Here is a 13,445-nt window from a genome sequence, read left to right as displayed (position 1 = left end):
CAGTCTCCCTGCCCGCGACCGCGGGCAACAGGACGACTCTCATAACGACTGGACCTACGAAACGGGGTCAGCCCACACCCCCTGTGGTTCCAGATCGGCGTCGACGGCTGGGGAGCCCTGGGCGTCGTCATCTCCACCACCGTGCTGTACCTCGTGTACACGCTGGTGATGCAGCTGCTGGGGCCGCGGCTGATGTCGGCCCCCTCGGTGCTGAGCTTCACCCTGGTGGCGCTGTTCGGGGCGATCGCGGCTCGCGCCATGCTGGGCAACTCGCCCACCCTGGTGGGGGCCTTGATCGCGATCGGCACCCTGATGCTGCTCGAGTCGCTGATGGGCCGGATCCATGAGGGGGCCTCGAAGGTGCTGCACCTGAAGGGACCGCAGCCCACGGTGGTGATGGTGAACGGTCAGGTGATCGCTGCGCACCTGAAGCGCCGCCACCTCCAGCCCGAGCACCTGATGGCCATGTTGCGCCGAGCCGGGATCCACCGCGTGGAGGACGCTGAGCTGGTGATCCTGGAGAACCGCGGCAGCCTCACCATCGTGCGGGCCGGCGAGAAGATCGACGCCGCGCTGCTGGCCGATGTGGACGGCCGCCGCCTGGTGCCCGAGGCGCTGATCGGAGACTGACGCCTGCCGGGATCGAGGACGGATCCCCTGGCCGGCCGCGTGCGCCCTCACCCCCCACCCTCGCTCTCGCCGTTGGCCTCCCCCTGGGGCCACTCCCGTTCGCGGCCTCCCGCCCCTCGTCGGACAGGATCCACCGAAAGTCGGGGGCGCGTACGGTCTGCGCGCCGGTACCTTCCCCGCATGGGGAACGGACGGAACCGCAGGAGGGCACGGACGGGGCATGATCGAGGCCGCTACGAGGCGCGAGCTGCCCGCTTGCGCCGCCGGCACCGCACCCGGTCCGTTGACACACCCACTGCCTCCGGGTCGACCTTTCCACTGACGTACATGCGCACCGGTCCCTTCCCCGGCCGTCCCACCGTCGTGGTGATCCCCGGCGGGCCGGGTCTCGGCACCGCGACGCTGTACGGCGGGCTGCGCAGCTGGGCGCGCCGCAACAGCATCGATCTGCTGATGATCGAGCACCGTGGCGTGGGCCTGTCCCGGCGCGACGCCACCGGCGCCGACCTCGGCGCGGACGACATGCGCATGCGGTTCGTCGTCGAGGACATCGCTGCCGTGCTCGACGCGGAGAACATCCGGAGCGCCGCGGTGTACGGAAGCTCCTACGGCACCTATCTCGCTCAGGCCTTCGCCGTTGAGCACCCGGACCGCGTCGCCTGCCTGCTGCTGGACTCGGCAATGCTCACAGCGCAGGACCACCTGGACGTACGAGCTGCCTCCCGGGACCGGCTGCTGCACGGATCCGGGCAGGACACCGCGCGAGCCGCGGGCAAGCTCCGGGCGCTGGTGGCCGACGGCACCGTCCACCGATCCGAGGCCGATGTCGTGGCTCGCATCGTCTACGAATACTGCGGCCCCGTGGTGCTGGAGCGTCTGCTCGACCAGGTGCGCCGTGGCACCGGGGGCTTCGCGTGGAAGAGCATCGCCGCCCTGGAGCCCATGGACACCGGAGAGCGTCGACCCTTCCTGATGGAGTTCGACCTGGTGGGGGTGATCGCCTTCCGCGAACTGAACTACGCCCCGGAGCCCGACGGGCTGCCCTTCGATCCCGGGGCATCCTTCGCTGATCTCGCGCAACGCTTCCCGCCCTTCGAGGGCGAGCCCTACGACCTGCCGTCGACGATCCGAGGATTCACGATGCCGGTCATCCTCCTCTCCGGGGAGCGGGACCTGCGCACCCCGCGGTCGGTGGCCGAACGGATCACCGAACTCGCTCCGCACAGCCACCTGGTGCCCCTGCGCGGCGCCGGCCACAGCCTGCTGGACTCCCATCCCGCGGCCGCCCGGCGCGTACTCACCCTGGTCAGCACCGAGGGTCCCCAGGCGGTGATGGCTGCAGCAGAGGAGCTGGAGGCGCTGATCGACCGCTCCCGTGCGCTCACCCCGGCCACGCTCGTGCGCTCGCTGATGCGCCTATCACCCCTGGTCCCGCGCCGCCGAAGTCACGAGCGATGATCGGGTGCGCTGGCCGCGCACCTGCAGGGGCGTACTTGTAGGAGTGCGGCCGGCCGAGTGTGCCCTCACCCCTCCCGCAGGTGCGCCTCCAGCTTCTCCCGGTGCCCGTCGTGCAGATCCTCGGGCAGGGTGTCCATGGTGGCCAGGCGGTGGTCCGACACCTCGACGGATTCGTGCTCGTCGCGAGAGGGCAGGTCCCGCACGGTGCCCTCGAGCAGGATCTCCACCCGCATCCGGTGGCCGGTGCTCATGTCCAGCACCCGGATGTCCTCCACCACACCGCCGCCGATCTCCTCGTGCAGCTCGCGGGTGACGCATTCGGCCAGGGACTCGTTCGGCTCGAGGTAACCGGAAGGCATGCCCCACTGCTGTCCCGTCGGCCAGAACGTGTTCCGCACCAGCAGGAACTCATCGTCCTCGGTTCTCAGCAGCGCGCACACCGCCACCAGGAAGGTGGGCTGGGTCAGGCGCAGCAGCCGCCACTGCACCCAGGGCATGGAGCGCCAGATGCGGGGAAGCACGCCGCGGGCCCGTTGGACGAGCATCAGGCCACCCACACGGTGGTGAGGTTGCAGAACTCGCGGATCCCCGCCGCGGACAGCTCACGGCCGTAGCCGGAGCGCTTGATCCCCCCGAAGGGCAGTGCCGGGTTCGAGACCGTCATCCCGTTGACGAACACCCCGCCGGCCTGGACCTCCTGCACGAAGTACTCCTGCTCCTGGGCATCGGTGGTCCACACGGAGGAGGACAGGCCGAAGCTGGTCGCGTTCGCGACCCGCACCGCCTCCCGGGCATCGGCCACCTTGTACAGCGCCGCGACCGGACCGAAGGTCTCCTCGCGCGTCATACGGGCCCGTTCGGGCAGATCGGCGATCACCGTCGGCGGGTAGTAGAACCCCTCGCCGGGCAGGTCCGCGACTGCATCCGGGCCTCCCACCAGCACCGAGGCTCCCGTGGCGACGGCGTCGTCCACCAGCTCCGCGAGATCGTCCACCCCGCCCTGGCTGGCCAGCGGCCCCACATCCACCTGTGCATCCAGCGGGTCGCCCACCCGCAGCTGTCGCACCTTCTCCGTGAAGCGCTCGGCGAACTGCTCGTACACGTCGGCGTGGATGATGAACCGCTTGGCTGCGATGCAGGACTGGCCGTTGTTCATCATCCGTGCATCCACGGCGGTGTCCACGGCGGCGTCCAGATCCGCGCTGGGCATCACGATGAACGGGTCCGATCCGCCCAGCTCCAGCACCGTCGTCTTGATCTCCTCACCGGCGGTCGCGGCGACGGCCTGACCGGCGGGCTCGGACCCGGTGAGCGTCACGGCCTTCACCCGCGCGTCGCGGATCACCGCATCGACCTGCTTCGACCCGATCAGCAGGGTGCGGAACACGCCGGCCGGGAAACCTCCGCGCTCGAACAGCTCGTCGAGGTACAGGGCCGTCTGCGGCACGTTCGAGGCGTGCTTGAGCACCCCGGTGTTGCCCGCCATCAGCGCCGGTGCCGCGAAGCGGATCACCTGCCACACAGGGAAGTTCCACGGCATCACCGCCAGCACCAGCCCCAGCGGCCGGTACCGCGCATAGGCCCGTGAGGCGCCGACGGCCGATGGGTCCTCCAGCACCTCGTCCGCCAAAAACCCCTCGGCGTGCTCGGCGTAGAACCGCAGCGCGTTCGCGGACTTGGTGATCTCGGCGCGGGACTGCTCGATGGGCTTGCCCATCTCCACGGTGACGATGCGGGCCAGCTCGTCCACGTCGCCCTCCAGCACGTCCGCGGTGGCGCGAGCCCACTGGGCGCGCTGGGCGAAGCTGGTGGCGCGCAGCTCCTCGTGGGCGGCGTGCGCCTGGGCGATGCGACGCTCCACCTCGGCCTCGTCGTGGGCGGTGAACGTCTTCTCGGTGTCCCCGGTGGCGGGGTTGACGGTGGCAATGGCCATGATGTGCTCCTTCGACGACGTGGATGGGTGAGTGCTCGGGGTCAGGCCTGTGGTAGCCCGGAGGTGGACCGGGTCGCGCGGTCGTGCAGGTCGATCAGGCGCTGCGCGTCCTCCTCGGAGACGAAGGAGGACCCGCTGATCGTCATGCCCCAGGTGGCCCCGCCGCGGAAGGTGACCGTCCCGCGGTGCTGGGCCCCGTACGGGGGGATCGGCTTCATGCCTCGACGGTACTAGCCGGGCGGCCGGGCCGCCTGGGGCCGACCGGGCGTTCCGGGGACGTGCAGTCCTTAGCCGTACGCTGAACCGATGAGATCCCTTCTGCGCCGCGTACCTGCCACCACCTCCCAGAACCTGACCCGGATCGGGCTGGGAGCGTTCATGACCTTCGCGGGGGTCTCCCACCTGACCTTCGCCCGGGACGAGTTCCGCGCCCAGGTCCCCTCCTGGCAGCACTTCCCCGAGGACATCGTGGTGCTGGGATCCGGTGTCGTCGAGGTCGCCCTGGGAGCGTCCTTGACCGCACTGCCGCGCTATCGGCGGCTCACGGGGGTCGCGCTGGCCGCGTTCTACGTCGCGGTGTTCCCCGGCAACGTCTCGCAGTACCTGGAGGAGGTGGACGCCTTCGGATTGGACACCGACGCCAAGCGGCTGGCCCGCCTGTTCGGCCAACCGCTGCTCATCGCGGCCGCACTGTGGGGTGCCGGGATCCCGCAGCGGCGCTCGCACGACTGAGAGGCAACGCAGCCCCGTGCTGCTTCCCCGGTCTTTCGGAAGACTGGATGCGCATGTCAGGCCGGTGCGCTAGGTTCTCCCCACCGTCACGGAGCACCCGCACCGTGGCTGCCCCGCGGGGCACGATCCGACGAAGGGAAATGCACATGAACCTCGGCGACAAGATCAAGAACAAGGCCCAGGAGGCCTCCGGCAAGGCCAAGGCAGGCGTCGGTGACGCCACCGACAACCACTCCCTCGAGGCCGAGGGCCGTGGCGACCAGGCCGAGGCGAACACCCGCCAGGCCGGCGAGAGCGTCAAGGATGCCGCCAAGAACCTGAAGGACGGCTTCTCCAAGTGATCCTTCCGCGGCCCGGCCACCGCTGATCCACCGCCGCGGTTGGAGGAGGGGTCCCGACGTCGGGCTCCCCGCCAGGACACCGCAGCGCACGCCACGGCTGGTCCGCGAGCACGCCCCGACGGCGCGCACAGCTCTCCGGAGCGGTGCGCGCCGTCGGCCCGTGTGGGACCGCGGACCGGGCTCCAGCGCACGATCCGGAGCCGCTGCCCACCCCCGGCTTCAACGAGTCCATCACCCGTGACCAGGTGATCGAGAGCGCCAGCTCAAGCCCGCCCGAGTACCACGCCTACCGGTACTACAGCAACATTCTGGACTGACTCCAGGTCACTCCCGCCACCAGGTGTCGTGCACCGTGACCGGCAGGGCGCGCTTGTGGCGGGTGCGCAGGAAGATCGTCTCGAGCTTCTCGGCGGCGGCCTGGTCGATCTCGCGACCCTCGAGGTAGTCGTCGATGTCCTCGTAGCGCAGCCCCAGCTCGGCCTCGTCGGTCTGGCCGGGGGTGCCGTCCAGCAGGTCCGCGGTGGGGACCTTCTCCCACAGCCTCTCCGCAGCACCGAGCTCCTGGAGCAGGCTCCGTACCTGGCGCTTGTTCAGGCCCGACAGGGGCAGCAGGTCTGCGCCGCCGTCGCCGAACTTGGTGAAGAACCCGGTGATGTTCTCGGCCGCCTGGTCGGTGCCGAGCACCAACAGGCCCAGGTCGCCGCCGATCGCGTACTGGGTGCTCATCCGCAGCCGGGCCTTGGCGTTGCCCTTGGTGAAGTCGGTGAGCTCCTCGCCCATTCCCGCGGCGTACGCCTCGGACAGGCCGTCCACCCCGCCGGAGACGTTGATGGTGACCTCGCGGTCCGCGGCGATGAAGTCGAGGGCCGCCTGGGCGTCGTCCTCGTCGTGCTGGACCCCGTAGGGCAGGCGCACGCCCACGAACAGGGCTTCACCGCCCTGCTCCCGCACGCGCTCCACCGCGAGCTGCGCGAGGCGCCCCGCGGCCGTGGAGTCCACGCCCCCGGAGATGCCCAGCACGTAGCCCTTCGCGCGGGTCGCCGCGAGGTAGTCCACCAGGAACTGGATGCGGGACTCGATCTCCGCGGCGGGGTCGATGGTGGGCTTCACGCCGGTCTCGTCGATGATGCGCTGCTGCAGTGGCCTCATGGCCGCGATTCTACGGCGGGGCCGCGGGGCTCGGGGTACTGACCGGTGGCGCGCAGCCCCTGACCGCCCGGCTAGTGTGGGGGGATGAGCCTGAGCACCGCCGCCCCGCCCACCGAGCGTCACGTTGCGATCGCCTTCGCCGGGGCCGACGGTTCCCTCCTCCACAGCCAGGACCCGGACCGCCCCTTCTACGCGGCCAGCACCATCAAGCTCCATGTGCTGATGGCAGTGCTGAACGCAGTCGATGCCGGGCACCTCGACCTGGACCGCACCGAGCCGGCCAGGCGCACCTTCACCGGGGTCGACGGTGCTCCGTTCACTCTGTTCGGCGACCACCTGGACCCCACGCACCCTGCCGACGGGCAGCCGATCACGGTGCGCGAGCTCGCGGTGCGGATGATCGACCGTTCCAGCAACGAGGGCACCGATCACCTCATCGAGCTCGTGGGGCTGCCGGCCGTGGCCACCGCCATCGACGGGCTGGGCCTGACCGCCACCCGCGCGGAGCGACTGATCGGCGACGCGGCCGCCATCGACCAGGGGTTAACCCTCGAGACCACCCCTGCGGACCTGGTGCGCACCGTGCGCGCCATGGTGGGCACCTCCTCGAACCTGCAGCCCGATCACCGCGTGCTCACCCGCGAAGCGATGTCCGCCCAGCGCATCACCATCATCTCCAGCGCCCTGCGGCCCGAGGTGCCGGTGGGCTCGAAGTCCGGTTGGGTGGACGGCTACCGGCATGACGTGGCGTTCATCGGGGATCCCGACGGGCCCGAGGTGCGCTACCTGGCCGTGATGACCGCGGGCATGGTCAAGGCCGAGGCTGACGAGGTGATCCGAGCACGGGTTCGGGAACTGCTGCCGGACCTGGCCCGCTGACCACTGCTTCACCAGGAACGCTCGCTGCTGGCACGGACACTCTGCCGGAGCGGGGGCGGAAGGTGCGCGCCGTGGAGGACTCCTTCCCGATCGCGCAGGCATCCACCCGCCCTCAACTCACTGCTGGATCACCCGCACCGCCCCGGCGTACTCGCCCTTGACGTCGTACCCGCTGAGCGACTCGACAGCGATCGTGCGTGGGGCATTGGGGGCGTGGATGATCAGGTCATCGCCCAGGTACAGGGCCACGTGCCGGATCTCCGGGCTGCCGGGCCCCTCGGAGAAGAACACCAGATCGCCGCGGCGCAGGTCCTCGCGCTCCACCCGGGGGAAGCCGGAGCCGTTCAGCTGCGGGCCGGCGTCGCGGGGGATCGTGATCCCGTGGTGACGGAACACCGAGTGGGTGAAACCCGAGCAGTCGAAGCCCCACGCACTCATGCCCGACCACAGGTACCGCAGCCCCAGGAAGCGCTCACCGGTGGCGATCACCTCCTCCACCGTCGGGGTGGGGGGCACCTCACCCGGCTCCCGGACCACCACGTCGGCCTCGGGCAGGTACTGGGTACCGCCTCCGGGGACCGCCAGCTCCACCGCAGCCCCCGTGCGCCTCAGCACTGGCAGCACGGTCCCGAAGGAGACCTCGATCCCGGGGGATGTCCCCTCGGCGTCCTCCATGAGACGGGAGCGGGAGGCGGTGACCGTCGCCGTCGGGGACGATGCCGCAGCCTGCGCGAAGCCCGGGTCGACACTCAGCTGGGCCAGGGGCACCCACCCCGGGTAACCGCGGGGATCACGCGGGGAGAGCTGATCGGTGACGACGATGCGTGCCCACTGCCCGTCGACCTCATCGACGATCACACGAGCACCCAGCAGGGCCTGGGTCTCCAGGCGGCCGGTCAGCCAGCGCAGCGTCTCGGTCTCGTCCATGGCGGAGTTCCAGGCATCCAGGTCCACCGGTACGGTCAGCGAGGGATCATCGATCCCCGCACGGTCCAGGCCCGGCCGCACCCACACGGTGGCCACGGCGACCTGGACGAATGCGGTATCCCCGGGGCGGGGGACGGATCCCGCGGCGTGGCCCGCGCGGCTGCTGGGGTCAGGGGTGGGATTCGAAGCGTTCATCGGTCTCTCCTCAGGGACGGTGCGGGCCTACCGGGGCGGGTCCTGGTCGGGGCGCAGCAGCTCCATGCCCAGGCCGGGCCCGCCGGTCAGCGCCAGCCAGCCCTCCTGGACCTTGTAGCCGCCGGAAGGGTGGCGGGTGGTGAGCCAGTCGGGGGAGTCCAGGTCCACCATGGTGATCGCCGGGTGCGCCAGCGCCACGTGCGCGGCGCCCGTGATCGTGATGCTCGGCTCCATCATCGCCCCCACCATGCAGGTGAGGCCTGCGTGCTGGGCCACATCGGCGATGGCCATCGCCTCGGGGATTCCGCCGGTCTTGGCCAGTTTGAAGTTGAGCATGTCGGCGGCGCCGAGCTCTGCGATGCGGCGGGCATCGGCGGCGGTCCATACGGACTCGTCCGCCATGATCGGGGTGCTGACGGCGCGGCGCACCTGCGCCATGCCCTCCAGGTCGGCGGCCGCGACGGGCTGCTCCACGAGGTCCACGGGGAGTCCGTCGGCCTCGAAGGCGCCGATGATCTCGATGGCCTGCTGCACGCTCCAGCCCTGGTTGGCGTCCAATCGCAGGCGGGCCCCGGGGACCGCTTCGAGCACGGCATCCAAGCGCCGACGGTCCTCCTCCACGTCCCTGCCCAGCTTGATCTTCAGCACCCGGTAGCCCTCAGCAGCGGCCGCGCGGGCGTGCTGGGCCATCACCTCCGGCTCCTCGAGGGAGACGGTCATGTCCGACTCGATGCGGGTGTGCACCGCACCACCCAGCAGTTCCACCAGGGGGCGGCCTGCGGCCTTGCCCCAGGCGTCGTGCAGAGCCACGTCCACCGCGGCGCGCGCACTGCTGGCCCTCTGGACCGATTGCGCCAGCAGGGCGCTCAGCTCGGCGATGGTGCCACGGGCCCCGGTGAGGGCGGCGGTGATCGGTCCCTCCACCGCAGTGGTGATCGAGGCCAGGTCCTCCCCGGTGACGGGCTTGGTGTCGGCCGCGGTTCCCTGCCCGATCACTCCGGCGCGCAGCTCCACCTCGATGGCCAGGTACTCCACGGCCTCGGTGCGCCGAGCGGCGGTGACGAAGGGACGCAGCAGGGGAGCGGCGTGGCGATGCATGCGCACTGCCGCCACCTCCAGCTCCAGCGCCGCGGCGCTGACGAGCAAGGCGGGCTCAGGCGTGCCGCCGGGGGTGCGGGGAGCGGGGCGGCCGGTCACAGCATGCTCATCAGCTGAGCGGCACCCAGGCCGATCCACGTGCCCGCGAAGGAGCCGATCAGCGCGAACAGCACGCCCACCGGCACCAGCTGCCGGTTGAAGGCACTGGCCACGACGGGTGCGGAAGCGATACCGCCGATGTTCGCGGTGGAGGCCACGGCCAGCGAGAACAGCTCGGTGCGGGTGAGCTTCGCGTAGATCACCATGATCACGGCGTGCACCAGCAGCACCAGGAAGCCGATCAGCAGGTACAGCGGTGCCTGGGTGAGGGCGGAGAAGTCGGAGCCGGAGGCGATCTGGCCGATCACGATGAACAGCATAAGGGTGCCCACCTCCATCGAGCCGGCCACCTTGCCCAGCGGTGTGTGCGCCACGATCAGGCCCAGCAGCGACACGATGAGGATGGTCCAGGCGGTGCCGTTGACCACGTCGCCCAGCTCGGGCAGCTGACCACCGATCCAGATCGCCACGGTGGAGACGAAGATCGAGCCGAAGGCAACGATCGCCAGGGAGGTCACGGTGATCTCCCGCTTCTCCTCAGCGAGGTCGGCGCCGGCGTGGGAGTCCAGATAGGAGGTGTTGGCCTTGGTGAAGCGGTTGAAGCGATCGGAGACCGCCACCGAGGAGAACATCGCCATCAGCCATACCGAGTACACGATGGTGTCGGTGATCAGGGCGTAGCCGAAGATGTTCTCCGGTGCCTGGAGGATGTCCTGCACCGCGACCATGTTGGCGCTGCCGCCGGTCCAGGAGGCCAGCAGGGCGCCCAGGGCCTTCCAGGACTCCTCGTGCAGGGCGCTCTGGAACACGGCGTACACCGCCACCATGCCCACGGCGAGTGAGGCGGCGGCCACGAACATGGTCAGCAGCAGCTTCGGGCCCAGCTTGATGATCCTGCGGATGTCGCAGCCGAACAGGAACAGGAAGATCATCGCCGGCAGGGCGACGTCCTTCACCGCGGCTATGGGGGCGCGGGTCTCCTCGGCGTCGCCGAACATGCCCAGGGAGTTCAGGGTGGCGCAGAGCAGGTACATCAGCACCATGCCCGGCACGAACGTGAAGAACTTCCAGCCCGTGGTGCGTTCCAGCACGATGAGCAGGCATGAGAGGCCCAGCAGGACGCCGAGCATGAGCAGGCCGTCGGTGATCAACGGTTCTCCTTCGGGAAGGGCCGACACCCCGCTGACCGGGCAAAGAGAAATCGGAAGCGCACCGGACCTGCCGCGGGGCGGCACGGGCATCGCGGACGGCCGCCCTCCTGGGGTGCGGCGACCAGCGTGGCCGCCGACGGCGACACGCCTCGCGCCTGCCCACGAGGGGCGGCGCGTCGATGCCCTGTCCGGGCGCTTCCGACGGGATCCGGTGCGGTCAGGTACCGGGCTGACGGCGAGCGACAGGTTATGCAGTTGTCCTGGCAGAGCCGTCGACCAGGTCGCGGTACTTCGCAGCGGCGCTCCGCACGGCGGCGGTCATGGCCCGCTGAGAGGACCCGTGGTACCGATCGATGATGGTCTCCACCAGCGCGTCTTCCTCCAGCAGACTCCTGCCCTCGAGCAGCCCGCGCACGAACTCCACGGTGAGAGCGAGCGCCGCGGTGCAGTCGGCCCGGAGGATGGCGTGGGTCTCAGTGTCGACCACGAGGCCCACGAAGAACAACCCGTACTGGGAGGTGATCGGATTGTTGCTCGGCGACTTCGCCTCCCCGGTCACGTAGATCGTCCTGGCCATGGGACGACAGTACGCGGTGGCGGGGCGGTTCCCGGCGACCGCACTGTGCCGCCCGCTTCCAGATCCTGGAACGTACCCACCCGTAACCGCCGGAGAGGGCGGGCGGCCGAGCAGGGCGGGCGGCCGAGCAGGGCGGGCGGCTGAGCAGCGCGGGCGGCCGAGCAGGGTGGGCGGCCGAGCAGGGCGGCCGAGCAGGGCGGCCGAGCAGGGCGGGCGGCTGAGCAGGGCGGGCGGCTCGGTGATGTGTGCCCTCCGATGTGGAGACACCGGCCGGTGGGGTGTAGAAGGGAGCGGTGACCGATACCCCTGCGCCCCGGCCTGAGCCCCCGGTTAGGCTCGAGGACCCCGCCCGGCCAGAGCACATGCCCAGCGCTGAGCACCCGCCCCGGCCAGAGCACATGCCCAGCGCTGAGCACCCGCCCCGGCCCGAGCGCATGCCCAGGGCTGAGCGCCCGCGTCGGCTGACGCGCACGCACCGGTCCGAACGGCGGGGCGGCCCCGCTGCCGGAGCACCCGCCATCGGTGCCGTGCTGGCCGTGATCGCGGTGGCCACCGTGTCGCTGAACCTGCGGCCCGGTGCCACGTCCCTGGGCCCGCTGCTGGAGGACGTGGTGGCCTTCCACGGCCAGGGCGGGCTCGCGATGGGCCTGCTGACCGCGCTGCCGTGCCTGGCCTTCGGGGTGCTGGGTGCGCTGGCGGTGCCGATCTCCAAGCGGGTGGGTCTGACCGGCACCGTGGTGGCGTCCTTCGTGCTGGTGGTGGCCGGCCTGCTGCTGCGCCCCCAGGCGAGCACCTTCGTGATGTTCACGCTGCTGTCGCTGCTGGCCCTGGTGGGACCGGCGCTGGGCAACGTGATCGTCCCGGCGTGGATCAAGCAGTACGGCGGGCGCCGCACCGTGGCGCTGATGACCCTGTACTCGACCCTGCTGGGCGTGGGCGGGGCCAGCGGTTCCGCCTTCGCCGTCCCCCTGATCACGGACGAGGCCCTGGGCTGGCAGGACTCGCTGCGGTTCTGGGGCCTGCTGGCCGTGGTGCCGGTGGTGGTGTGGACGATCGTGCTGGCCCGCACCGGCCACGACTTCCCCCCCGACGCCGCCCAGGGCGAGCTGCGAACCTCCGTCCTGCGCTCGCCCACCGCGGTGGCGCTCACCGCGATGTTCGGTCTGCAGTCCATGAACGCCTACACGCAGTTCGGCCTGCTGCCCCAGATCCTCACCCAGGGCGGCATGAGCGCGGCCGATGCCGGCCTCGTGACCGGATCCGTCGCGGCCTGGGGCATCCTGGGCGGGCTCGTCATGCCCACGGTGATCGAGCGCTCCCGCCACCTGCCGCTGATCGCCCTGGGCATGGGCCTGCTGACCGCCGCCGGGTACATCGGACTGATCCTGGCCCCCGCCGCAGGCGCACTGCTGTGGGCGGCCGTGCTGGGCGTCGGCGGCTTCGCCTTCCCCACCGCGATCGCGCTCATCCCCGCCCGGAGCCGCGACCCGCTGGTGACCGCGAGGCTGTCCGGGATGGTGCAGCCGGTGGGGTACCTGATCGCCGCCGCCGGCTCGATCACCGCGGGAGTGGTGCTGGACGCCACCGGCTCCGCGCACACCATGCTCACGATGATGGCCGTGACCGGACTCGCCCTGGGTGTGGTCGGCTTCCGCGCCGCCAGGCCCGCCTTCGTCGACGACGAGATGGGGCGCGCGGCGCGCTCATAACCCTGCTCAGCGCTGCGAGCACTGATCAGGGCCGACGGCGCTGACGCCGCTGATCAGCGCCGGGCGGCCGCCGCGGCGATGTCCTCGAGGTCCTGCTCCATCGCCCTGCGGGTGGCCTTCAATCCGACCTTCGCCATCACACCCATCAGCTTCCCCTTCAGGCCGCCGCGGGACTGCGGGACGGCGGTGAACACCATCGTCAACTGGGTCGCATCCGGCGAGCCGGAGATCGGGGAGAGGATGAACTCCGTGCGGTAGTCGGCACCGCCGGCCTCGGCCACCACGACGGTGCGGCGGGGTGCATCGGCCTCGACCACCTGCATCTCCTGGCTGCCCTCGAAGCCGAACATCTTCCGCGTCTCGATCCAGCGGGTGCCCACGCCGTAGGGACCCTGGGTCTGCAGGTCCACCGCGAGCACGTCGCGGAGGGTGTGGGGCGCGGCTTCGATGTCGGCGATCACCGCCCACACCTGCTCGGCGGTGGCGGGGATCTGGCGGCTGAGGCGGAGCTGGTGAGTGGCCATGGCTGATGGTAGTTCCGTCCGGGCGCGGCGGCGGCGGACATGG

Annotated in this window: 16 protein-coding genes; 7 read left to right on the top strand and 9 right to left on the bottom strand. The window is 70.8% G+C overall.

Features of this window, described 5'->3' with window-relative positions; translation table 11 throughout:
• Positions 1–141 precede the first annotated feature (141 nt).
• Together M3B01_RS05280 and M3B01_RS05275 are read left to right on the top strand one after the other, a co-directional pair.
• Positions 142–630, top strand: a complete 489-nt coding sequence (locus tag M3B01_RS05280; RefSeq protein WP_259790011.1) for a DUF421 domain-containing protein — start codon at positions 142–144, stop codon at positions 628–630.
• A 327-nt stretch (positions 631–957) separates the two neighbouring features.
• Complete coding sequence (locus tag M3B01_RS05275; protein ID WP_259790009.1) at positions 958–2,088, top strand: alpha/beta fold hydrolase; 1,131 nt, start codon at positions 958–960, stop codon at positions 2,086–2,088.
• A gap of 65 nt (positions 2,089–2,153) precedes the next feature.
• On the opposite strand, the gene M3B01_RS05270 is transcribed toward M3B01_RS05275, so the two are convergent.
• Genes M3B01_RS05270 through M3B01_RS05260 form a run of 3 tightly spaced genes read right to left on the bottom strand, consistent with a single transcriptional unit; the run spans position 2,154 to position 4,239 of the window.
• Positions 2,154–2,633, bottom strand: a complete 480-nt coding sequence (locus M3B01_RS05270) for an NUDIX hydrolase (RefSeq protein WP_259790007.1) — start codon at positions 2,631–2,633, stop codon at positions 2,154–2,156.
• A complete protein-coding gene (locus M3B01_RS05265; RefSeq protein WP_259790005.1) occupies positions 2,633–4,021 on the bottom strand; it encodes an NADP-dependent succinic semialdehyde dehydrogenase in 1,389 nt (462 codons plus the stop codon). The genes M3B01_RS05270 and M3B01_RS05265 overlap by 1 nt, the downstream gene beginning before the upstream one ends.
• 41 nt (positions 4,022–4,062) lie before the next feature.
• Positions 4,063–4,239, bottom strand: coding sequence for a hypothetical protein (locus tag M3B01_RS05260; protein WP_259790003.1), 177 nt, complete (start codon positions 4,237–4,239; stop codon positions 4,063–4,065).
• Positions 4,240–4,327: 88 nt separating this feature from the next.
• Here M3B01_RS05260 and M3B01_RS05255 point away from each other — a divergent pair, with 88 nt between their 5' ends.
• The 3 genes from M3B01_RS05255 (at position 4,328) to M3B01_RS05245 (ending at position 5,411) form a co-directional block, all read left to right on the top strand.
• Positions 4,328–4,753 (top strand): hypothetical protein, encoded by a 426-nt coding sequence (locus tag M3B01_RS05255; RefSeq protein WP_259790001.1) that lies wholly within the window; start codon positions 4,328–4,330, stop codon positions 4,751–4,753.
• A gap of 146 nt (positions 4,754–4,899) precedes the next feature.
• Positions 4,900–5,094, top strand: a complete 195-nt coding sequence (locus tag M3B01_RS05250; RefSeq protein WP_259789999.1) for a CsbD family protein — start codon at positions 4,900–4,902, stop codon at positions 5,092–5,094.
• 143 nt (positions 5,095–5,237) lie between these two features.
• Positions 5,238–5,411, top strand: coding sequence for a hypothetical protein (locus tag M3B01_RS05245; protein ID WP_259789998.1), 174 nt, complete (start codon positions 5,238–5,240; stop codon positions 5,409–5,411).
• Positions 5,412–5,418: 7 nt separating this feature from the next.
• On the opposite strand, the gene nadE is transcribed toward M3B01_RS05245, so the two are convergent.
• Positions 5,419–6,243, bottom strand: a complete 825-nt coding sequence (gene nadE, locus M3B01_RS05240) for an ammonia-dependent NAD(+) synthetase (protein WP_259789996.1) — start codon at positions 6,241–6,243, stop codon at positions 5,419–5,421.
• An 84-nt stretch (positions 6,244–6,327) separates the two neighbouring features.
• Between nadE and M3B01_RS05235 the strand changes: the two genes are divergently transcribed.
• Positions 6,328–7,122, top strand: coding sequence for a serine hydrolase (locus M3B01_RS05235; protein ID WP_259789994.1), 795 nt, complete (start codon positions 6,328–6,330; stop codon positions 7,120–7,122).
• A 117-nt stretch (positions 7,123–7,239) separates the two neighbouring features.
• Here the strand turns inward: M3B01_RS05235 and M3B01_RS05230 are convergent, their stop codons facing one another.
• The 4 genes from M3B01_RS05230 to M3B01_RS05215 form a co-directional block, all read right to left on the bottom strand.
• A complete protein-coding gene (locus M3B01_RS05230) occupies positions 7,240–8,244 on the bottom strand; it encodes a C40 family peptidase (RefSeq protein WP_259789992.1) in 1,005 nt (334 codons plus the stop codon).
• Between the two features lie 27 nt (positions 8,245–8,271).
• Positions 8,272–9,441: a dipeptide epimerase gene (locus M3B01_RS05225; protein WP_259789991.1), complete on the bottom strand. Its 1,170-nt coding sequence runs from the start codon at positions 9,439–9,441 to the stop codon at positions 8,272–8,274.
• Complete coding sequence (locus M3B01_RS05220) at positions 9,438–10,592, bottom strand: DUF819 domain-containing protein (RefSeq protein ID WP_259789990.1); 1,155 nt, start codon at positions 10,590–10,592, stop codon at positions 9,438–9,440. The genes M3B01_RS05225 and M3B01_RS05220 overlap by 4 nt, the downstream gene beginning before the upstream one ends.
• Positions 10,593–10,839: 247 nt before the next feature.
• Positions 10,840–11,169 carry a DUF3870 domain-containing protein gene (locus M3B01_RS05215; RefSeq protein ID WP_259789989.1) on the bottom strand — a complete coding sequence of 110 codons (330 nt, stop codon included), beginning with the start codon at positions 11,167–11,169 and terminating at the stop codon, positions 10,840–10,842.
• Positions 11,170–11,696: 527 nt separating this feature from the next.
• Here M3B01_RS05215 and M3B01_RS05210 point away from each other — a divergent pair.
• Positions 11,697–12,878 (top strand): MFS transporter, encoded by a 1,182-nt coding sequence (locus M3B01_RS05210; RefSeq protein ID WP_259789987.1) that lies wholly within the window; start codon positions 11,697–11,699, stop codon positions 12,876–12,878.
• A 53-nt stretch (positions 12,879–12,931) separates the two neighbouring features.
• Here M3B01_RS05210 and M3B01_RS05205 read toward each other — a convergent pair whose 3' ends face one another.
• Positions 12,932–13,402, bottom strand: a complete 471-nt coding sequence (locus M3B01_RS05205) for an SRPBCC family protein (RefSeq protein WP_259789986.1) — start codon at positions 13,400–13,402, stop codon at positions 12,932–12,934.
• Between the last annotated feature and the right edge of the window lie 43 nt (positions 13,403–13,445).

This window comes from Brachybacterium sp. p3-SID957, from assembly GCF_025144775.1.
Lineage (GTDB): Bacteria > Actinomycetota > Actinomycetes > Actinomycetales > Dermabacteraceae > Brachybacterium > Brachybacterium epidermidis.
Note: the sequence above shows the minus strand (reverse complement) of the source record. Positions and strands in the feature narration are given on the sequence as shown.

What these genes read in the sequence shown, in the direction of transcription:
- M3B01_RS05275 (WP_259790009.1), top strand. Translation starts at nt 958, where the DNA reads ATGCGCACCGGTCCCTTCCCCGGCCGTCCCACCGTCGTGGTGATCCCC.
- M3B01_RS05270 (WP_259790007.1), bottom strand. Translation starts at nt 2,633, where the DNA reads ATGCTCGTCCAACGGGCCCGCGGCGTGCTTCCCCGCATCTGGCGCTCC.
- M3B01_RS05265 (WP_259790005.1), bottom strand. Translation starts at nt 4,021, where the DNA reads ATGGCCATTGCCACCGTCAACCCCGCCACCGGGGACACCGAGAAGACG.
- M3B01_RS05260 (WP_259790003.1), bottom strand. Translation starts at nt 4,239, where the DNA reads ATGAAGCCGATCCCCCCGTACGGGGCCCAGCACCGCGGGACGGTCACC.
- M3B01_RS05255 (WP_259790001.1), top strand. Translation starts at nt 4,328, where the DNA reads ATGAGATCCCTTCTGCGCCGCGTACCTGCCACCACCTCCCAGAACCTG.
- M3B01_RS05250 (WP_259789999.1), top strand. Translation starts at nt 4,900, where the DNA reads ATGAACCTCGGCGACAAGATCAAGAACAAGGCCCAGGAGGCCTCCGGC.
- nadE (WP_259789996.1), bottom strand. Translation starts at nt 6,243, where the DNA reads ATGAGGCCACTGCAGCAGCGCATCATCGACGAGACCGGCGTGAAGCCC.
- M3B01_RS05235 (WP_259789994.1), top strand. Translation starts at nt 6,328, where the DNA reads ATGAGCCTGAGCACCGCCGCCCCGCCCACCGAGCGTCACGTTGCGATC.
- M3B01_RS05230 (WP_259789992.1), bottom strand. Translation starts at nt 8,244, where the DNA reads ATGAACGCTTCGAATCCCACCCCTGACCCCAGCAGCCGCGCGGGCCAC.
- M3B01_RS05215 (WP_259789989.1), bottom strand. Translation starts at nt 11,169, where the DNA reads ATGGCCAGGACGATCTACGTGACCGGGGAGGCGAAGTCGCCGAGCAAC.
- M3B01_RS05205 (WP_259789986.1), bottom strand. Translation starts at nt 13,402, where the DNA reads ATGGCCACTCACCAGCTCCGCCTCAGCCGCCAGATCCCCGCCACCGCC.